Source organism: Pseudoduganella sp. jia 9, assembly GCF_055502615.1.
Map to the genome: position 1 here is coordinate 134337 of NZ_JBUPWE010000007.1, position 19454 is coordinate 153790.

Here is a 19454-nt window from a genome sequence, read left to right on the forward strand (position 1 = left end):
GAGAATCGGCGGCGTTTTCTTTTGGCCACCATCCTTCATCACATGGACTACACTCTGCCCATGTCCAGCATGCTCCCAACCGATACGCCGAACACGATCCTGATCGCCAGCGCCGCCGGCTTTCCCGCGCTGGAACGAGCGCTGGAGCGCGCCGGTTTCCAGGTGGGCGTCGTCAACCGCGGCGACACGGCGCTGGCGGCGATGCGCGCGGCTTCACCCGCCGACCACGTGGCGCTCGTGCTGCTCGATGCCGCCCTGGCGGGCAGTGCCCGGATGGAACTGTGCACGCGGCTGGCCGGTACCGTACCGGTGCTGGTGATGTCGGCTGTGCCAACCGACGAGGAACAGCAGCAGGCGCTGCGGGCCGGCGCCGCGGGCTATATCCGCCTGCCCTGCGCGGCCGAGGACGTGGTCGAGAAGATCGCGGTCGAACTCACGGCGCGCCAGGCCTGGCTGCCGGTGGGTGGCCCGCTCGATACCGGCACCCTCGAAGTCAACTACCACGCACTGCTGGCCGGCTCGCCGGATGCGATCATCCTGTTCGACACGGCGCTTGGGCTGCCGGTGGACGTCAACCGCAACGCCGAGCGCATGTTCGGGCGCAGCGGTACGGAACTGATGCGCATGCGGCTGGCGGACCTGTGCCCGCCCGTGCAGCCTGACGGCGCGCCAACGGCCGATGCAGTCGATGCCCTTGTGGCCCGCGGCCTGTCCGGCGACATCCGCATTTTCCCGCTGACATTCCAGCACAGCAGCGGGCGCCAGATCGACGGCGAACTGCGCCTCGTCGTGCTGCAGAAGAACGGCTTGCAGCTGCTGCACATGCGCGTGGCGGACGTGACGGGCCAGCGCATCGCCGAGGCGCTGCGCACCGGGCAGAACCGGCTGCTGGAAATGATCGCACGCGGCGCGCCGCTGCCCGACATCCTGGCCAGCCTGCTGCGCCTGATCGAAGGCCAGGCGCCGGGCCTGGTCTGCACCGTGCTGCTGCTCGAAGAGGACGGTGTCACCGTGCGTGGCGGCGCCGCGCCCAGCATGCCGCCAGAATTCCTGCGTGCGTTCGACGGGCTGCAGATCGGTCCGGACGTGGGCTCGTGCGGCAGCGCGATGTTCCGCCGCGAACCCGTGGTGGTGGCGGACATCCGCCACGACGCGCGCTGGAACGGCTGGCATGAACTGGCTGCGCGGTATGGCCTGCACGCATGCTGGGCAATGCCGATCATGACCGACCGGCAGACGGTGCTGGGCTCGTTCGCGATCTATTACCGCGATGTGCGCCTGCCCCGCGCGGACGACGAGCGGCTGATCGCGGTGGCCGTGCACCTGGCCGGCATCGCCATCGAGCGCACCCGGCGCGAGGTGGAGCTGGCGCGGCACCGCGACCACCTGGAAGACCTGGTGGCGGCCCGTACCGCCGAACTGCGCAGCGCGAAGGAGCGCGCCGAACAGGCCAGCGCCGGACTGGCCGCCGCGCTGGACGACCTGCGCAAGACCCAGGACGAGCTGGTACGCCGGGACAAGCTGGCCGCGCTGGGCGCCCTGGTGGCCGGCGTCGCCCATGAGCTGAACACGCCGATCGGCAATTCGCTGACGATCGCCAGCGCGATGAGCGAGCGCCTGGGCGCGCTGCGCGACAGCCTGGCAAGCGGCCTGCGCCGCTCCGACCTGGAACAATACCTGGCCCAGGCCGGCGAGGCGGACGACCTGGTGGTGCGCAACCTGCGCCGGGCCGCCGCGCTGATCGCCAGTTTCCGGCAGGTGGCCGTCGATACCGCCAGCTCGCAGCGCCGCCAGTTCCGGCTGGACGAGTTCATTGCCGAACTGGTGCTGCCGCTGACGGCCGCCACCGCGCCCCCCCGCCCTCGCGTGGTGCAGGAAATCGCCCCGGGGCTGGCGATGGACAGTTACCCGGGCCCGCTCGGGCAAGCCGTGTCGGCGCTGTTCGAGAACGCCGTCGTCCACGGGCTGGACGGGCGCGGCGACGGCGTCGTCACGCTGTGCGCACATGCGCTGGAAGACGGCATGATTGCGTTGTCGCTGGCCGATAACGGCGCCGGCATCGCGCCCGGCATTCTTTCGCGGGTGTATGATCCCTTCTTTACCACCAGGCCCGGCGCCGGCGGTTCCGGCCTCGGCCTGCACATCACGCACAATATCGTCACCGGCGTGCTGGGCGGCCGGATCGCCGTACGCAGTACGCCGGGTTCCGGCACCGTCTTCACGATGACGCTGCCCGCCATGGCACCGCGCTGAACCTGCGCCCCTCCTGGAACCGCGGACCTGCCGAATCTGCACCCGACCTGACCTGCCAGCCCGATGACTTCACTCCCTGCCCTTCTCAAACGATCCCTGCCTGGCGCCGCGCTGCTGCTCGCCGTGGCCGCCGCCGCCGCGCCCGCGCCCTGGTGGCTGTGGGAAAGCGTGACCGACAGCGGCGCCAAGGTGTGTTCGCAAACGCCGCTCGGCCCCGGCTGGCGAAAATTGCTTGGCCCCTACAAGGATTCTCGTTGCGAGAAGTTAATTCGTGTTCAATAATGGCCCGACAAGATTTTTTCACACCGACGGAGGAGACATGTTTCAGAATCCCGAGCAGTTCGCCCAAGCGACGAAAACCCTGTTCGAGTTCCAGCTCGAAACCTTCAATACGCTGACCAGCAAGGCGGTGCAAGGCCTCGAGCAGGTACTGCAGCTCAATATCGATACGGCCAGGAGCGGCGTCGAGAAGAATCTTGCGGCCGGTCGCGAAATGAGCCAGGCGCCCGATCCGAAGGCGGCCATGGCCGCAGCCAGCGCCCGGATGCAGAACCTTACCAACGTCGCCGAATACAACCACCAGCTCGGCCAGATCCTGGCCGAAATCCATGGCGAATTCACCACTGCCGCCGAAGCCCACCTGGCCGAAGCGCGCAGCAACCTGACGGCCCTGATCCACGATGTGACGAAAAACGTGCGGCCCGGCTCCGAGAACGCGGTGCAAATCGTCAAGACGGCGATCGACAACGCCTTTGCCGGCTACGAGCAGGTCACCAAGGCGACCCGCCAGGCAGTGACGACGTTCGAGGAACAACTGGCGAAAGCGGCCGCGATCGCCGAACAGCAGGGCGCCGGCCAGACCAAGCACTGAGGGCAAATTGCCGGCAGGTTGCCGGCATGCGATAAAACGCTGTGCAAGCGGCGGGAGAAGCGATAGACTGTATATAAATACAGTTCATTGTCTCTCCCGCCGTTTTTTTTGGAAGCAACGCAAAAGCCCCACCGCTTTTCCCAGTTTCCGTTGCTGTTTCCGTTTCTGTTTCCGCTTCCGTTTCCCTTATCTTCTCCGTCCTCCCGCTGTTCGCATGAAACCCGTCCTGGAAAACCTTTTTTATTACCTGGATAATTTCCACCGCGTGCTGGAATGGATCGGCGAACGCTACGCCGACCTGCTCGACGGCGAGGAACGCGAGTTCATCGAACGCTTCCCCGCCCTGCCCCGTGCTTCCCGCGCGCTGTTCGTGCGCATGGTGATGCGCAAGGGCCAACTGTTCCGCGCGTCGAAGCTCGTCTATGAGGAGATCGGCTGCGCCCGTGCGGCCGCCGGGCCGCTGGCCGATGCGGGCTGGATCGTCGTCGATCCCGCCGTGTCGCTCGACGAACTGTTCGACCTGCTGCAGAAGCCGGAGCTGTGCCGGGCATTCGGGCTGGCCGGCGCGCTGCGCTCGGCGCGCAAGGAAGCGCAATTGGAGGCGCTGCGTGCCGATCACGCCGGCGAGCGCCCGTTTTCCGCCTGGTGGCAGAACATCGAGGCACGGGAGGAAGCCTACCGTATCGTCGCCAAACCGCTGTGCGACCGGCTGCGGCTGATCTTCTTCGGTAATTACCACCAGGACTGGACGGAATTCGTGCTGTCCGACCTCGGCGTATTCCGCTTCGAACGGGTGGAGATTTCGGAAGCCGCGCGGGGATTCCGCACGCGCCGGGACATCGACGACTACCTGCAGCTGCACGCATGCCGCGAACGCTTCGGCAACGGCGAGGCGCCGCTGGACGTGCTGCGCGACGTGCCGCCGCCCGGCACGGACAACGAATGGCTGGCCAGCCGCCGCCACAAGCTGCTGTTCCAGATGGGCCAGCAACTGGAAAAGCTGCGCGACTGGGCCGGCGCCTGCGCCGTCTACGGCGATTGCGCCTATCCGGGCGCGCGCGCGCGGGCCATTCGGGTACTGGAAAAGGATGAACAGTTCGGCGCCGCCTGGGAACGGCTGCAGGCGGCGATGGCCGCGCCGGAAAACGAGGCGGAACGCCAGCACCTGCTGCGCATGGCGCCGCGGCTGGCGCGCCGCCTCGGCCACCCGCGCGGCGCGGCCGCCAGGCCCGTGCCGCCGGCGCGGCTGGACCTCGCGCTGCCCCGGCCCGATGGCCAGTGGTGGGTCGAAGGGGTGGTACGCGACCACCTGAACCACGCCGAGGCGCCGGTGTTCTATGTCGAGAACGCGCTGATCAATTCGCTGTTCGGGCTGTTGTGCTGGGAGGCGGTATTCGCCGCGATTCCCGGCGCGTTCTTCCACCCGTTCCACCACGGTCCGGCGGACCTGCACAGCGCCGACTTCCACCGCCGCCGCGCCGCCCACTTCAATGCCTGCCTGGCGCAGCTGGACGACGGCGGCTATCACGCCACGATCCGGCGCAACCTGGAGGCCAAGCGCGGCATCTCGTCGCCCTTCGTGTTCTGGGGCGCGCTCGACGACACGCTGCTCGACCTGGCGCTGCACTGCATTCCGCCCGCCCACCTGAAGCAGGCGTTCCTGCGCATCCTGCAGGACGTCAAGGCCAACCGCACGGGCTTTCCCGACCTGATCCAGTTCTGGCCGGCCGAGCGCCGCTACAACATGATCGAAGTGAAGGGCCCTGGCGACCGCCTGCAGGACAACCAGCTGCGCTGGATCGACTACTGCGCGCAGCACCGCATGCCGGTCACGGTCTGCTACCTGCAATGGGCGCCGCAATGACGCAAGGGCCGGGCTACACCGTCGCGGTGCGTGCGCTGTGCGAGTTCACCGCCAAGGCGGGCGACCTGGACCTGCGCTTCACGCCCTCCCCCACCGCGCAGGAAGGCATCGCCGGGCATGGCGTGGTCACGTCGCGGCGCGACGACGACTACGAACGCGAGATCGCCCTGGCCGGCGAATTCGGCCCGCTGCGCGTGCGCGGCCGCGCCGACGGCTACGACCCGAAGCGCAACCAGCTCGAGGAAATCAAGACCTTCAGGGGCGAGCTGGAGCGCATGCCCGGCAACCATCGCGCGCTGCACTGGGCGCAAGTCAAGGTGTATGGCCACCTGCTGTGCGCGGCGCGCGCCCTGCCGTCGCTGCGCCTGGCGCTGGTCTACTACGATATCGGCTCGCAAAAGGAAACCCATCTCGTCGAGGAACACACTGCGGCATCGCTGCAGGCGTACTTCGAAGCGCAGTGCGGCCTGTTCCTGGCCTGGGCCGAGGGCGAGCTGGCGCACCGCGCCGCACGCGACGAGCAGTTGCGGGCACTGCGTTTTCCCCATGCCGATTTCCGGCCCGGCCAGCGCGAACTGGCCGAGGCGATGTACAAGGCCAGCGCCCGCTCGTGCGCGCTGCTGGCGCAGGCACCGACCGGCATCGGCAAGAGCGTGGGCAGCCTGTTTCCGCTGCTGAAGGCGGCCGCCGCGCATGGCCACGACAAGATCTTCTTCCTGGCCGCGAAAACATCCGGCCGCCGCATGGCGCTCGATGCGGTGGAAAACATCAAGGCCGGCGCACCGCTGCTGCCGCTGCGCACGCTGGAACTGGCGGCCCGCAACACGGCCTGCGAACATCCGGACAAGGCCTGCCACGGCGAATCCTGTCCGCTGGCGAAGGGCTTCTATGACCGGCTGCCGGCGGCCCGCGCCGCGGCGGTGCGCCAGCCGATGCTCGACCGCGCCGGCGTGCGCGAGGTGGCGCTGGCTCACGATGTGTGCCCGTACTACCTGCAAAGCGAACTGGTACGCTGGGCCGACGTGGTGGTCGGCGACTACAACTATTATTTCGACGTGACGGCGATGCTGCATTCGCTGACCGTGATGAACGACTGGCGCATCGCCGTGCTGGCCGACGAGGCGCACAACATGGTGTCGCGCGCCCGCAAGATGTATTCGGCGGAGCTGGAACATGCCGGCCTGCGGCTGCTGCGCAAGACCGCGCCGGCGGCGCTGAAGAAGGCGCTCGACCGCGTGCACCGGCAATGGTCGGCGCTGGAAAAAGAACAGCAGGACGACTATCGCGCCTACGACGCCCTGCCGGAAAAACTCGTCAACGCATTGCAGACCGCCGCCACCGACATCGGCGACTACATGGCGGAAAATCCCGCATGGTTCGATGCCGACATCCTCGACTTCTATTTCTCGGTGCTGCATTTCACGCGCCTGGCCGAGAGCTTCGGCGATCACTCGGTATTCGATGTCACGATCGCGAACCGCGGCGCCGGCGGCGGCACGCGCGCCGATTCCGTGCTGTGCCTGCGCAACATCGTGCCGGCGCCGTTCCTGCAGCCGCGCTTTGCCGCGGCCCGCACCACGGCGCTGTTCTCGGCCACGCTCAGCCCCTGGAACTATTTCAGCGACACCTTGGGCATGCCGGCCGGCACCGCGTGGGTCGACGTGGCCTCGCCGTTCCAGGCCGCGCAGCTGACGGTGCACATCGCCGGCCACATTTCGACGCGCTACCAGCACCGCGACCGCTCGCTGGCGCCGATCGCCGCGCTGATGGGCGAGCAGTACGGGCGCCAGCCCGGCAACTACCTGGCCTTCTTCAGCAGCTTCGACTATCTCGACAAGGCTGCCGCCCTGTTCGAACGCGAGCACCCGCACGTGACCGTGTGGCGCCAGCCGCGGCGGATGGGCGAAGCCGAGCGCGATGCCTTCCTGGCCCGCTTCACCGAAACGGGCCAGGGCATCGGCTTTGCCGTGCTGGGCGGCGCTTTCGGCGAAGGCATCGACCTGCCCGGCGCGCGGCTGATCGGCGCCTTCATCGCCACGCTGGGGCTGCCGCAGCTCAATCCCGTCAACGAACGGATCCGCGAACGGATGCAGGCCATCTTCGGCGCCGGCTACGACTACACTTACCTGTACCCCGGCCTGCAGAAGGTGGTGCAGGCGGCCGGCCGCGTGATCCGCACCACCAGCGACACCGGCACCGTGCACCTGATCGACGACCGCTTCGCCCGGCCCGAGATCCGTTCCCTGCTGCCGGCATGGTGGCACGTGCCGGGATAAGCCGGCGGGGTTTACTCCATGACCGCGCGGATCTTCTGGTAGCCGCTGCGGCTGATGGGCAGGCTCGTGCCGTCGGCCAGGATGGCGGCGTGGCTGTCCCTGCCGGATGGTTCGATGCGCGCCACGTGTTCGACATTGACCAGATAGGAGCGGTGGATGCGCAGGAAGCGGCCGGCCTCCAGCTGTGCTTCCAGTTCGCCCAGGGTGCCGTTCTTCAGGTAAGCCTTGCCGCCGGCGTGGACCTGGACGTAGTCGTCCTGCGCTTCGATCCAGGCGATTTTTTCGGTGGCGATGATGTGCACCTTCGCACCGTCGCGTATCAGCACGCGGCCGAGCGGCCTGTCGCGCGCCGTGGCGGCTTCGCGCACGGCCGCCTCCTGACGCGGCAGGGCGCTGGCCAGGCTGGCCCGGGCATGCGCCAGCGCCCTGTCGAAGCGCTCCTGGCTGAACGGCTTGAGCAGGTAATCGAGCGCATGGATCTCGAAGGCGCGGATGGCGTACTGGTCGAACGCGGTGGCGAAGATGAAGCGGGTCCGGTTGCCGACCAGTTCAGCCACTTCGAAGCCATCGAGTTTCGGCATCTGGATGTCCAGCAGCACCAGGTCCGGCGCCAGTTCCGTGATCGCCTTCACGGCCTCGAAGCCGTTGGCGCATTCGGCCACGATCTCGATGTCCGCATGCGCGGCCAGGTACTCGCGCGCGACGCCGCGCGCGAGGGGTTCGTCATCCACCAGAATCAGCCGCATGGTATTCATGCCTTGTTTGTCCCGTATGTGCCGTATGTGCCGGTTCATGTTGCGGCATCGCTGCCGTGCGTGTCGGAAGTCTGCGCCGGCAAGCGGATTTCGACGGTGAAGGTGTCCCCTTCCCGCTTCCATTCGAGTGCCGACTGGTGAGGATAGGCGCAGGCCAGCCGCTGCCGCACATTGGCCAGGCCGATGCCGCCGCGCCGTGATTCCAGCCGGGTATGCGGCATCTCCGGATCGACCGCATTGCTGACGGTGATCGACAGCCGGTCGCCGTCGCGCCAGGCCGCCACCAGCACCAGGCCGCCTTCGGTCAGCTGGCCGATGCCGTGCTTGATCGCGTTCTCCACCAGCGGCTGGATGATCATCGGCGGCACCAGGCAATCGAGCGCGCCCTTCTCCAGCGCTTCCTCGGACACCAGCCGCTCGCCGAAGCGCACTTTTTCGATCGCGAGGAAGTCGCGCACCAGGTCCATTTCCTGCGCCAGCGTGATGCGCGGATGGCCGGCCATGCCCTGGCTGCGGCGGAAGAAGCCGGCCAGCCGCAGCGTCATCTCGCGCGCCCCCTTCGGATCGCGCGAAGTCAGCGCGCTGACCGAGTTCAGGCTGTTGAACAGGAAGTGCGGGTCGACCTGCGTGCGCAGCATCCGCAATTCCGCATCCTGCGCCATCAGCTTCGATTGCAGCTCGCGCCGTTCCGCGTTGCGGGCGCGGCCCGATTCGATCGCCAGATAATTGAGCGTTGCCAGCAGCCCGTACAACAGCGCCCCCAGCGCGAACAGGAAGGCCGACAGCAGCGGCGTCTGCGCGATGCCGGCCCAGCGCACGCCGGCCGCGAGGCACAGCTCATTCCAGCCGCCCAGTACCGCGAGCCACATGAATGCGGCCGCCACGGCCGCCGTGCACAGCATCAGCACCACCAGCGCAGGGGAGCGCGCGCCAAGCGGATTGGCGCGGCACAGGTAGTACGCCGAAAAGCCGGCCGCCACGCCGTACACCAGGGTGCCGGGAATGGCGAACAGCAGCGCGTTGACGGGCGGTGCCGGCGCCAGCACGGCGCACACGCCGCCCAGCACCGCGCCAACGATCAGCCACGCCATCAAATACAGCAGCGCACCGCGCCGCGCCCGGGTCAGCCAGCTCACAGCGGTACAGCCATCAGTTGCGGATTTCCACGCCGCCCATGATGGCGTAGCCGCGCACGACCAGGCGCTTCGAACCGTCTTTCGGCCGCAGCGTCGATTCCTCGAAGCCGCCCAGGATCGGCGCGCCTTCCAGCTGCACGGCCCAGTCGACCGGTACCTGGATCGTGATCCCGCCCATCAGCGCGAAGATGTTCACGACCGCGTCGCCGGCCAGCGAGGCTTCACGCAGGTCGAGTTCGCAACCGCCCATGATCGCGGTGATCTCGCCGCCGGCGAACTGCTGCGACGTGACGCGGCGCTTGTAGGCGCCGAGGATGGCGGTGGCGAAGACGGCGTCTTCGTCACCGCCCTTCAGCGGCACGGCGGACGTGTTGACGGCGCGCCGCTGCATCGCCGACCGGCCCACCACGATCAGCCCCACGGCGATCATCGCCACCGGCGCCAGCACGTTCCAGCCGACCGACAGCAGGCCGATTCCCTTGAGCAGCAGTACCAGGCCGAACAGCAGCAGCGCGCCGCCGATGATGCTGCCGTTGGCAGAGCGCGCACCCATGATCTTCAATACGCCGGCCACGATCAGCACCACCGGCCAGAATTGCACACTCATGTCCAGTTCCAGCCAGCCCAGGTTATCGAGCAGGAAAAGCAGCCCCACCGCGATGACGGCGAGGCCGACCACGACCTGCGCGGCCGGATTGTGTTGTCGTCCCGTGCTCATGCTTCCTCTCCCGGTTTTCTATCGAAGTAACGTGCCGCCAGCGGCTGCAGCACCATGCCCGCGCCGGCCACGATGATAAGCAATGGCCAGCTGTTACGGAAGGTCAGGCCCCACAGGCCTTCATACGTCGCGTAGAACCAGGCGCCGAACAGCACCTGCGACAGGCCGTCGACGAAACGCCGGCCATCCACGGGCGGCAGCATGTTGCCGATGCCAAAGGCGATCAGCACCAGCGGCCAGTAAGTCCACAGGTCCATTACGGCTTCGTGGTCGTCCCGGTTGGCCAGGTAGGCCACGCCGAACGCCACCAGTGCCAGGCCCCAGATCACTTGCCGGCGCAGTTTCAGCCGCGCCCTGTCCACAACGGTTTGCATGGGTTCCTCCATCGGATCGATGACGGAACGATACGCCGCACCGGCCGCGGGCGAAACCGCTTTTCGGCGAATGGCGGCTGGCTGCCGGTGAATGACGGAAAAATCGGTGAATGATCGGAACTACGGGAAGACGCTGGGGGGAGCCATGCGGGGAGCCGCCGACGAGCATTGCGCTGCGGCGGCGGGCGAACGCCGCGGCCTGAAAAAAACCCACGGCATGCCGTGGGTGGGGGTGAGGAATCTGTCCGACTGGGGCCGCTCAGGCGGCGCTTGCCGCCTGGCCTTTGACCTGGTTACGGTATTTCGCGCGGGCGATGGCCTGCTTCTCGGCTTCCATTGCCTTGTTGAAGGCGCGCGTACGCTTCTTTTCTTCCTTGCCGCGCATTTGCGCGATGTCCTTGTTGCCGATACGGTGCGTCATGTGTTCTCCTTTTTTTCTCAAGTTTTCAAGATCTGCCATCGAACTTCTGGTCGTACATCACCAGGCCCCAGCCCAGCTGGCGCCGGATTTCTTCCGGCGTCGGCGGTGGTTCCACGTCACTGGACCTGCGTTCCAGGTATTCACGCACCGCTTCCTTCGAGGGGTGACTGGTCTGCGTCGTCATCATGATGACCTCCTATATGTTCGCGTTCGCGGCCCTGTTCGCTGATGGCGGGTTGCGTCGCTGCCTGGTTCGAAATTCTGGTGCCGGCGCTTGAGGCGACCGGCTTGCCTGCGGACGAGCGGCCTGCTTCGTTATCCTGTTCGTTGCATCGCGCTCTGTTACACGACTTGGTCACGTAACTTAGTCACGCAACTCCATATTATTAAGGCACCTTTGGAACGACCGTGCGCCAGCGAACAATTCCGCCGGCGCTTTCGCGCGTGTCGATGTGGGAGCGCGCCTACAGCCTCGGCATGGCGCTGTTTGCCTACAATTTTTGCTGGAGGAATTCGAGGAAGCAGCTGATGCGCTGGGCCAGCTGCGTGTTGCGGTAATACACGGCGTGAATCTGCTGGCGATAGCCGGTGTTGCATGCCGCCAGCACTGGCACGAGGCGGCCGCCAATGATGTCCGCGCGCGTCATGAAGTCGGCCAGGCAAGCGATGCCTTCGCCGGCCAGCGCGAGGTGGCGCAATGTCTCGCCGGACGATGCAGCCAGCGCCGGAGCGATCGCCAGGCTGTCGCCGGCGTCATGCCGCAGGGGCCAGACATTCCCCTGCTCGTATTGCACGAAGCCGAGCAGCGCATGGTGCGCGAGATCGGCGGGCGTCGCCGGGGTGCCATGCCGGGCCAGATAGCCGGGGCTGGCAAGCACGTGCAGCGGGCTGGCTGTCAGCGGCCGCGCATGCAGCGTGGAATCGTTCAGCGTGCCGATGCGGATGGCGATGTCCGTGCGATGCTCGATCAGGTCGGCAATGCGGTCGTTCGACGTGAGTTCCAGCCTGATTTCCGGGTACAGCACGCGGAATTCGGCGACGTGCGGCACGATACAGTGCAGCATGAATGGCGACGCCGCATCGACGCACAGGCGCCCGGCCGGCTGCTGGCGACGCATGCGGATGCACTCTTCCACCTCCTCGATCGACGCCAGGATGCGGCGCGCGCGCTCGAGGAACAACTGGCCTTCCTCGGTCAGCTCCATGCGGCGCGTGGTGCGCGTCAGAAGCGAGGTCTGCAGCTTGTCCTCGAGCCGCGCCAGCGCACGGCTGACGCCGGACGTCGTCTGTCCCAGGTGACCCGCGGCGGCGCTCAGGGAGCCGCTGTCGACGACGGTCACGAAGGTCAGCAGGTCGTCCGAATTGATGTCCATCGGGGAATTATATGGGAATGATCCGGATCGGCGCCGGCGCGGCAGCCATGCCGGCGAAACAACTGGGCAATAAAAAATTCTCCTTGACCTTTGGTAGGGCTTCAGCTCCCCCTTGACGCTAACACGCGGGCCCGCGCTGACGGAACCTGCACATTTCATAAATGAAGTGATAGGACGACTCATGGGATTATATTAACAATGTTGGCAACCTTGTAAGCTTATTCTTTTTTCAGCGATGAGGAGTTCACAGGGCTGCCGGCTAAGCGCTATCACTTCGTAACAACAAACGAGTCAAGGGGTATATCTAAATGAAGAAAGCCTTATTCAGCAAAGTGGCAGGTTCCCTGCTGCTCTCCGCAGGTCTGCTTGCCTCTGGCGCTGCGTCCGCTCAAACCACTCTCACCTTCAACGCCGACGGCAACGCGGACTTCGCTGCATTGCATGCATGGTCCGGTGCCACCAATATCGACACCTACCTGTTCGACCTCGACCTGGCTTCCGTGGCGTCCGGCACTGCCGTCGTGGGACGCACGGTGATCAATGGCGCCCGCCAGGCGAACTACGCCATCACCGACATACAGTTCTTCTGGCAAGCCGAGGATGGAAGCCGCATGGACCTGGACACTGTCTTTACCTCCCAAGGGGGCATCGAGTTCTACCCGGTCGACACGCTGGCATCCGGCTCGTACGGTTTCACTGTCACCGGTAACACGCTGGCCATGAACATGGGCGGGGCCTACGCAGGTACATTGAACCTGGCCCCGGTGCCGGAACCCACCACTTACACGATGCTGGCTGTCGGCATCGGCCTCCTGGCCCTCACTGCGCGCCGCAAGACCGAAGACAAGCTGGGTTGAGCAAGGCTGCGACCTGGTAAAGAAAAACCCGCCGCGGCGGGTTTTTTTGCGCCCGCGGCGCCTGCCTGGCATCGCAGTGCCGCCCTGTGCGTCCGGCCGGGTCGACCGGATTCCTCGTCCGGCGCGGTCATCCTGGAGCCTCGTCCGGCCTGTGCATTTGAGTTGGCCGATTGGCTTGCTATGATGCGCCTAACTTAACAAGTCCTGAAAGGAATCCGCATGTCGAGACTGAAGATCGCGCACGGTTCACAACTGTTCCTTGCGCTGGCCGCGCTGCTGTTCGTCCTGACCGGTGTCCATGCGCAGACACGGCCGAACGTCATGATCCTGGCGACCGGCGGCACCATCGCCGGCACCGGCGCCACCAGCACCACGACGGTCGGCTACACCGCCGCCACCGTCGGCGTGCAGCAATTGATCGCCGCCGTGCCGGAGTTGGCGAAAGTGGCCAACGTGAAGGGCGAACAGGTCTTCCAGATCGCCAGCGAAAGCATGACCAACGAGCATTGGCTGACGCTGGGCAAGCGCGTCAACGCACTGCTCGCCCAAGCCGACGTGGATGGCATCGTCATCACGCACGGTACCGATACGCTGGAGGAAACCGCCTACTTCCTCGACCTGGTCGTCAAGAGCCGCAAGCCGGTCGTGCTGGTCGGCGCGATGCGGCCTTCGACGGCGCTGTCGGCCGATGGGCCACTGAACCTGTACAACGCGGTGCTCGTGGCCGGCAGCCGGGACGCGGTCGGCAAAGGCGTGCTGGTGGCGCTGAACGACCAGATCCATTCGGCGCGCGACGTGACCAAGACGAATACCTCGACCCCCGACAGTTTCAAGACGCCGGAACTGGGCCTGATCGGCTACCTGCAGGGCGGCAAGGCGTTCTTCTATCGCACCTCCACGCGCAAGCATACCGCCGACACCGAGTTCGACATTTCCGGCGTTGCCGCCCTGCCCCAGGTCGATATCGTGTACGGCTATGCCAACATGAATCCGGTGGCGCTGGATGCCTTCGTTGCCGCGGGCGCGAAAGGGATCATCCACGCCGGTGTCGGCGATGGCAGCCTGGCCGCGCGGGTCAAGCCCGCCCTGGTCGCCGCACGCAAGAAGGGAACCGTCATCGTACGCGCCAGCCGCGTTGGCCAGGGCATCCTGGCAAGGAACGGCGAAGCGAACGATGACGAACTCGACTTCATTGCCGCCGATACGCTCAATCCGCAAAAGGCGCGCATCCTGCTGATGCTCGCGCTGACGAAGACCAGCAATACAGCGGAAATCCAGCGCATGTTCTACACCTATTGAGCTGACGGCTGGTGGAGCGTGGCACGCGCCGCCGCCACCACCGCCTGGCCCAGGCGTTCGAGGGCCGGCGACTGGACACGCCAGGCGTGCCAATATAACGGCACGTCGGTGTAGTTGCCGGGCGCGAGATCGATCAGTTCTCCCGTTTCCACGGCGTCGCCATATTGCTGGGACGGCAGCATGCCATAGCCGAGGCCCAGCCTGACGGCATCCATGAACGGGGCGCTTGCCGGCACGTAGTGCACCGGATAGCTGCCCGGCATCAGCCCCAGTTCCGCCTGGATGAAATCGGCCTGCAGGCGGTCCTTGCGCGAGAAAACCACGACAGGAGCGTGCCGTCCCGCTTCCCGTTCGAACCCATTGGGAAACCAGCGCGCGGCGAACGCCGGGGAAGCCAGCATCCGGTAGCGGATGGTGCCGAGCGGCTGCACCATGCACCCGCGCATGGCGTTCGGTTCGCTGGAAACACCGGCGACCGCGGCGCCCTGTTCCAGCAGTGCATACGTGTAATTCTGCTCATCCAGCACGATATCGAGCGTCATGTGCTCGCGCTGCAGGAAGTCGGCGATTCCCGGCAATAGCCAGGTTGCCAGCGTATCGTTGTTGACGGCGAGCGCAATGCGCAGTGGCAGCGCGGACTGATCGTGCAGGCCGGCAAAAAACTCTTCTTCCAGCAGCCTGCTGCGGCGCAGATGCACCAGCAGGCGCTGCCCGGCCGCCGTGGTGCGGCACGGCCGGCTGCGGATCAGCAGCGGCGACCCGAGCGTTGTCTCCAGCGCAGCAATGCGTTGCGAGACGGCGGAAGGCGTGACGTTCAGTTCGGCCGCCGCCGATTCGAAGCTGCCGGTTTCCGCAGCGGCCAGGAAAGCCTCGCAATGCCGTGTGTCCATCGCTTCCTTAGTAATTCTAACGAAACATGAATTATATTAAGTGAGCTTCATTTACACGGGCGTTTTCGTGACAATACGTTTTTCACGGAGAGCACGATGACGACACAGGTTTTCTTGAGCGGCCTGGGACTGGGGGCCAGCCTGATCATGGCGATCGGCGCGCAGAACGCGCATGTGCTGCGCATGGGCGTACAACGCAGCCATGTTGCGCTGACGGTCGCGGCCTGCATCGTGATCGATGTGGTATTGATCGGGGCCGGCGTGGCCGGCGCGGGTGCGCTGATCGAACGGTCGCCGCTGCTGATGGCGCTGGCGCGCTGGGGCGGTGCGGCATTCCTGGCCTGGTATGGCCTGCGCAGCTGGCGGGCAATGCTGGCACCGGGCCGGCTGGATGTCGCTGGCGCCGCCGCGCCACGTTCCGCCGCTGCGGCACTGGCCAGCGTGCTGGCCTTATCGCTGCTCAATCCCCATGTCTACCTGGATACCGTTGTGCTGCTGGGCTCGATCGGCGGGCGCTACGCTGCGCCCGACCGCACCGTGTTCTCGGCGGGTGCCATGACGGCGTCGCTGCTCTGGTTCAGCCTGCTGGGCTTTGGCGCCGCCCGTTTTGCCGGGGTACTGGCGCGGCCGGCGGCATGGAAGTGCATCGAAGCGGTGACCGGCGCCGTGATGCTGCTGCTGGCCGCCGGCCTGGTGGCCGATGGCCTGGCGGCGCTATAGCGATGCCATGCGGCGGCCCTGCGTTGACGGCTCAGCCTTGCCGATGGCCGCATTCGGTGCAGAACCTGGTTCCCGGTTGCAGCAGCGTCGAGCACGCAGTGCAGGCTACCTGCTGCGCCATCTTGACCCCGCATTCCGGGCAGAACTTGGCACCGTGCGTTTCGGCCCGGCATTGAGGACAGACGAGCTGCATGTCCTGCCGGACGTCGTGGCGCGTGCCGCGGCTCTCGCCTTCCGTTGCCGCGCGATCGGCCGCGCTGCGCACTTCGCTCTGGGCGCGGGCCTTGGTGATCGCCACCTGTACATTCGGCGCGCAATTGAAGCACAGGCCATTGGCGCCGTCGAAGCACGGCTCGCAGACGTAATCATGGCAGTTGCCGCAACGGTTGAAGTGCTCCTTGGCGTCGGCGATCGCTTCCTTGAAGGCATCGTCGCGGGCACTGTGCCAGCCTGCCTGGGCCATCCCGCTCAGCACCGTGCTGGCATTGCCCAGCAGGCCGCCAAAGATGCCTGCGCCCTTCTGGATCCAGCCGGAGGCCTGGCCGCTGCGATATGCCTTGTAATGCGTGCGCCAGCGGTCGCGGCACCGCTCGCAATAGAACTCGAACTGGAAACCGGCATCGACGCCGGTCGACTGGCTCAGGTCCTGGTAATTGCTGGAAAACCGGATCTCCGACATGGCACTCTCCGAATCAGAAGCGTGCCATTATAACGACGACAACTATTTCCGGGTAAAGATTGTTGTTATACCGACACTGGATCAGCGATGGAATTTCGGTGAACAGAGCACGCGCAGGATCATCTTGCGGTCGAGCTCTCGCTGTTCCATGTAGCGGATCGCGCCGTCGATGCCTTCGCTGGCGCAGACGCGCAACGCTTCCTCGATGATGGCGGCAGTGGCCGCATCGCTGCGCAATGTCTGGTCGGAAGTCGTGTGGTCATCGTGCATGGGTTACCTCGCCGGGGGCCGGCATGCGCCGGCAAGTTCAGCATAGCGCCGGGCGTGCTTCGTGCGCGCAACGGCGATGTTTCGATGGTAAGCAAATGTGAACAGTCGGTCGGAAAAACAAGGCGGACACGACATCAATAACGGCGCAGGGCATCCATGGGACGACAAAAAAAATGGACCCAGGCGCTGCGGAGGGATACTGCAACACAAGCGATGAGGGACTGGCCTGCCCAGCTGGGTTCGAACCAGCGACCTACGGCTTAGAAGGCCGTTGCTCTATCCAGCTGAGCTATGGGCAGAAAAAACAGCTATTCCGCGGGGATTCCGGAAGATAGACCGGCAACCGTACCGATCTTTGGGAAACGCACTGGCGCGCGCTGTCGAGGAAAGCGGGCAGCATCCCGCTGTCGGAGCAAAATGATAACCGCTCGGCACCGGCAGCGTCAATCGACGCCCCAGTGCCGTTTATCAGGCCGCGTTCGCCTGCGGCACTTCGACCTTGTCGGCGATGCGGCGGGCACACTTCTGCGCCAGGGCCTCGTCGCGCGCCTCGACCATCACGCGGATCAGCGGTTCGGTGCCGGATGCGCGGATCAGCACGCGGCCGCTGTCGCCCAGTTCGCGCTCGACGGCTTCCTTCTCGGCCACCATCGCGGGATTGTTCTGCCAGTCGAAGCCGGCCGGTACGCGCACATTGATCAGCGTTTGCGGGAACAGTTCGAGCTGGCCGGCGATCTGCGCCAGCGTCTGGCCGCTGCGCTTCAGTGCGGACAAGACCTGCAGCGCCGAGATGATGCCGTCGCCGGTGGTGTGCTTGTCCAGTGCCAGCAGGTGGCCGCTGCCCTCGCCGCCCAGGATCCAGCCGTTTTCCTTCATCACTTCGAGCACGTAGCGGTCGCCCACCTTGGCGCGCGCAAAGCCGATGCCTTTTTGCTTGAACGTCACTTCGAGCGCCATGTTCGTCATCAGCGTGCCGACAGCGCCTTTCACCTCGCCGGTCGCCAGGCGGTCCATCACCATCACGTACAGCAGTTCGTCGCCGTTGTACAGGCGGCCGTTCGCATCGCACATGATCAGGCGATCCGCATCGCCGTCCAGCGCGATGCCCAAGTCGGCATCGTGGGCCAGCACCGCGGCGGCCATGGCCTTCGGCGCGGTGGCGCCATGGCCTTCGTTGATGTTGAAACCGTCCGGCTTGTTGCCGATCGAAATCACTTCGGCGCCCAGTTCATGGAAAACGTGCGGCGCGATGTTGTAGGCGGCACCATGCGCACTGTCGACGACGATCTTCAGGCCGCGCAGGTCCAGCTCGTTCGGGAACGTGCTCTTGCAGAATTCGATGTAGCGGCCCTGGGCATCCTCGAGGCGCTTGGCGCGACCCAGTTTCTCGGACGACACACATGCCATCGGCTGGTCGATCTGCGCCTCGATGGCCAGTTCGACGGAATCGGGCAGCTTCGTGCCCTGCTCGGAAAAGAACTTGATGCCGTTATCCTGGAACGGGTTGTGCGAAGCCGAAATCACGACGCCGGCCGACAGCCGCAGTGCGCGCGTCAGGTAAGCGATGGCGGGCGTCGGCATCGGGCCGGCCAGCATCACGTCGACGCCCGCGGCCGCGAAGCCTGCTTCCAGGGCAGCTTCCAGCATATAACCGGAAATCCGCGTGTCCTTGCCGATCAGGACGGTGGGACGGACCGCGCCCGCCGTGACCGTGCGCGCCAGCACCTTGCCGGCGGCGTAACCCAGGCGCATCACGAAATCCGGTGTGATCGGTGCTTCACCGACCAGTCCACGGATACCATCGGTTCCGAAATATTTACGTGCCATGTTGTTCTCTTCAGTTAGTGTTTACTTGGTTGCCAGTCGCTGCGTACCATACCTTCAAGGCGTCGACCGTCTCGGCCACGTCGTGCACGCGAACGATGCCTGCACCGTGGGCAACGGCGGCCAGCGCGCCGCCGATGCTGCCGGCCAGCCGCGCTTCGACGGGCTTGCCGGTGACGGCGCCGATCATCGACTTGCGGGACAGTCCCGCCAGCAGCGGGACGCCAAGCTCGTCGACCATGCGCCTGCCGGCCTTCAGCAAAGCATAATTATGCTCGACGGTCTTGCCGAAACCAAACCCCGGATCGATCCACAGCCGACGCCGGTCAATGCCGGCAGCCGTCAGCGTGTCGATTCGTTCGCGCAGGAATGCCGTCACTTCCAGTACGACATCGTCATAGGCAGGTTTATCCTGCATTGTTGCAGGTTTGTCAAGCATGTGCATGATGCAGAGCGCACAGTCGCTGTCGCGCACGGCCTCGATGGCGCCGGGTGCGCGGAAGGCATTGATATCGTTGATCATGTCGACGCCGGCCAGCACCGCTTCCTTCATCAGTGCCGGCTTGTAGGTATCGAGCGACACCGGCGTTCCGCATTCGCGCAGCGCGTACAGCACCGGCAGCACGCGGCGCAGCTCTTCCTCGGCCGGTACCAGCGGCGCGCCGGGCCGCGTGGATTCGCCGCCGACATCGATGATGTCGACGCCATCGCGGATCATCTGCTCGGCATGGGACAGGGCGTAGTCCAGCGCGGCAAACTTGCCGCCATCGGAAAACGAATCGGGGGTGACGTTCAGGATGCCCATCACGAGGGCACGGTTGGCCGGCAATGCATGGCGGCCGAAGGGGATCTGGGACATGATTTCTACAAATGA

At 65.7% G+C, this 19454-nt stretch carries 20 protein-coding genes and 1 tRNA gene; 8 read left to right on the plus strand and 13 right to left on the minus strand.

Annotated features, from left to right (window positions below; translation table 11 throughout):
- Positions 1–60 precede the first annotated feature (60 nt).
- From ACY34H_RS10280 to ACY34H_RS10300, 5 genes are all read left to right on the plus strand, one after another.
- Positions 61–2253, plus strand: a complete 2193-nt coding sequence (locus tag ACY34H_RS10280; protein ID WP_464977397.1) for an ATP-binding protein — start codon at positions 61–63, stop codon at positions 2251–2253.
- A gap of 63 nt (positions 2254–2316) precedes the next feature.
- Positions 2317–2535, plus strand: coding sequence for a hypothetical protein (locus tag ACY34H_RS10285; protein ID WP_464977398.1), 219 nt, complete (start codon positions 2317–2319; stop codon positions 2533–2535).
- Positions 2536–2572: 37 nt separating this feature from the next.
- Positions 2573–3124, plus strand: a complete 552-nt coding sequence (locus ACY34H_RS10290) for a phasin family protein (protein ID WP_464977399.1) — start codon at positions 2573–2575, stop codon at positions 3122–3124.
- Positions 3125–3338: 214 nt separating this feature from the next.
- Positions 3339–4988, plus strand: coding sequence for a VRR-NUC domain-containing protein (locus tag ACY34H_RS10295; protein WP_464977400.1), 1650 nt, complete (start codon positions 3339–3341; stop codon positions 4986–4988).
- Positions 4985–7264, plus strand: coding sequence for an ATP-dependent DNA helicase (locus ACY34H_RS10300; RefSeq protein ID WP_464977401.1), 2280 nt, complete (start codon positions 4985–4987; stop codon positions 7262–7264). Before ACY34H_RS10295 ends, ACY34H_RS10300 begins: the two co-directional genes overlap by 4 nt.
- Positions 7265–7275: 11 nt before the next feature.
- On the opposite strand, the gene ACY34H_RS10305 is transcribed toward ACY34H_RS10300, so the two are convergent.
- The 7 genes from ACY34H_RS10305 to ACY34H_RS10335 all read right to left on the minus strand — a co-directional run bounded on the left by ACY34H_RS10305 (position 7276) and on the right by ACY34H_RS10335 (position 12041).
- Positions 7276–8010 carry a LytR/AlgR family response regulator transcription factor gene (locus ACY34H_RS10305; protein ID WP_464977588.1) on the minus strand — a complete coding sequence of 245 codons (735 nt, stop codon included), beginning with the start codon at positions 8008–8010 and terminating at the stop codon, positions 7276–7278.
- Between the two features lie 44 nt (positions 8011–8054).
- Positions 8055–9155 carry a sensor histidine kinase gene (locus ACY34H_RS10310; protein ID WP_464977402.1) on the minus strand — a complete coding sequence of 367 codons (1101 nt, stop codon included), beginning with the start codon at positions 9153–9155 and terminating at the stop codon, positions 8055–8057.
- A 13-nt stretch (positions 9156–9168) separates the two neighbouring features.
- Entirely contained in the window at positions 9169–9873 is a 705-nt protein-coding gene (locus ACY34H_RS10315; protein ID WP_464977403.1) for a LiaF transmembrane domain-containing protein, read from the minus strand.
- Entirely contained in the window at positions 9870–10247 is a 378-nt protein-coding gene (locus tag ACY34H_RS10320; protein ID WP_464977404.1) for a LiaF transmembrane domain-containing protein, read from the minus strand. The genes ACY34H_RS10315 and ACY34H_RS10320 overlap by 4 nt, the downstream gene beginning before the upstream one ends.
- Positions 10248–10506: 259 nt before the next feature.
- A complete protein-coding gene (locus tag ACY34H_RS10325) occupies positions 10507–10668 on the minus strand; it encodes a hypothetical protein (protein WP_464977405.1) in 162 nt (53 codons plus the stop codon).
- 25 nt (positions 10669–10693) lie between these two features.
- The gene (locus ACY34H_RS10330) at positions 10694–10855 is read right to left on the minus strand and encodes a hypothetical protein (RefSeq protein ID WP_464977406.1); all 162 of its coding nucleotides are present in this window, start codon (positions 10853–10855) and stop codon (positions 10694–10696) included.
- A 304-nt stretch (positions 10856–11159) separates the two neighbouring features.
- Positions 11160–12041 (minus strand): LysR substrate-binding domain-containing protein, encoded by an 882-nt coding sequence (locus ACY34H_RS10335; RefSeq protein ID WP_464977407.1) that lies wholly within the window; start codon positions 12039–12041, stop codon positions 11160–11162.
- Positions 12042–12349: 308 nt separating this feature from the next.
- On the opposite strand from ACY34H_RS10335, the gene ACY34H_RS10340 reads away from it, so the two are divergent.
- Together ACY34H_RS10340 and ACY34H_RS10345 are read left to right on the plus strand one after the other, a co-directional pair.
- Positions 12350–12898, plus strand: a complete 549-nt coding sequence (locus ACY34H_RS10340; RefSeq protein WP_464977408.1) for an FxDxF family PEP-CTERM protein — start codon at positions 12350–12352, stop codon at positions 12896–12898.
- Between the two features lie 219 nt (positions 12899–13117).
- Positions 13118–14197 carry a type II asparaginase gene (locus ACY34H_RS10345; RefSeq protein WP_464977409.1) on the plus strand — a complete coding sequence of 360 codons (1080 nt, stop codon included), beginning with the start codon at positions 13118–13120 and terminating at the stop codon, positions 14195–14197.
- Here the strand turns inward: ACY34H_RS10345 and ACY34H_RS10350 are convergent.
- Complete coding sequence (locus ACY34H_RS10350; protein ID WP_464977410.1) at positions 14191–15087, minus strand: LysR family transcriptional regulator ArgP; 897 nt, start codon at positions 15085–15087, stop codon at positions 14191–14193. The two genes, ACY34H_RS10345 and ACY34H_RS10350, sit on opposite strands and share 7 nt — an antisense overlap.
- Before the next feature lie 96 nt (positions 15088–15183).
- On the opposite strand from ACY34H_RS10350, the gene ACY34H_RS10355 reads away from it, so the two are divergent.
- Positions 15184–15807 (plus strand): LysE/ArgO family amino acid transporter, encoded by a 624-nt coding sequence (locus ACY34H_RS10355; RefSeq protein ID WP_464977411.1) that lies wholly within the window; start codon positions 15184–15186, stop codon positions 15805–15807.
- Between the two features lie 31 nt (positions 15808–15838).
- On the opposite strand, the gene ACY34H_RS10360 is transcribed toward ACY34H_RS10355, so the two are convergent.
- From ACY34H_RS10360 to folP, 5 genes are all read right to left on the minus strand, one after another.
- Entirely contained in the window at positions 15839–16486 is a 648-nt protein-coding gene (locus tag ACY34H_RS10360) for a zinc ribbon domain-containing protein (RefSeq protein ID WP_464977412.1), read from the minus strand.
- An 81-nt stretch (positions 16487–16567) separates the two neighbouring features.
- Complete coding sequence (locus tag ACY34H_RS10365; RefSeq protein ID WP_464977413.1) at positions 16568–16756, minus strand: hypothetical protein; 189 nt, start codon at positions 16754–16756, stop codon at positions 16568–16570.
- A 222-nt stretch (positions 16757–16978) separates the two neighbouring features.
- Positions 16979–17055 (minus strand) — tRNA-Arg (locus tag ACY34H_RS10370).
- Between the two features lie 169 nt (positions 17056–17224).
- Positions 17225–18583, minus strand: coding sequence for a phosphoglucosamine mutase (gene glmM / locus ACY34H_RS10375; RefSeq protein WP_464977414.1), 1359 nt, complete (start codon positions 18581–18583; stop codon positions 17225–17227).
- Between the two features lie 10 nt (positions 18584–18593).
- A complete protein-coding gene (gene folP / locus ACY34H_RS10380) occupies positions 18594–19439 on the minus strand; it encodes a dihydropteroate synthase (RefSeq protein ID WP_464977415.1) in 846 nt (281 codons plus the stop codon).
- Positions 19440–19454 lie beyond the last annotated feature (15 nt).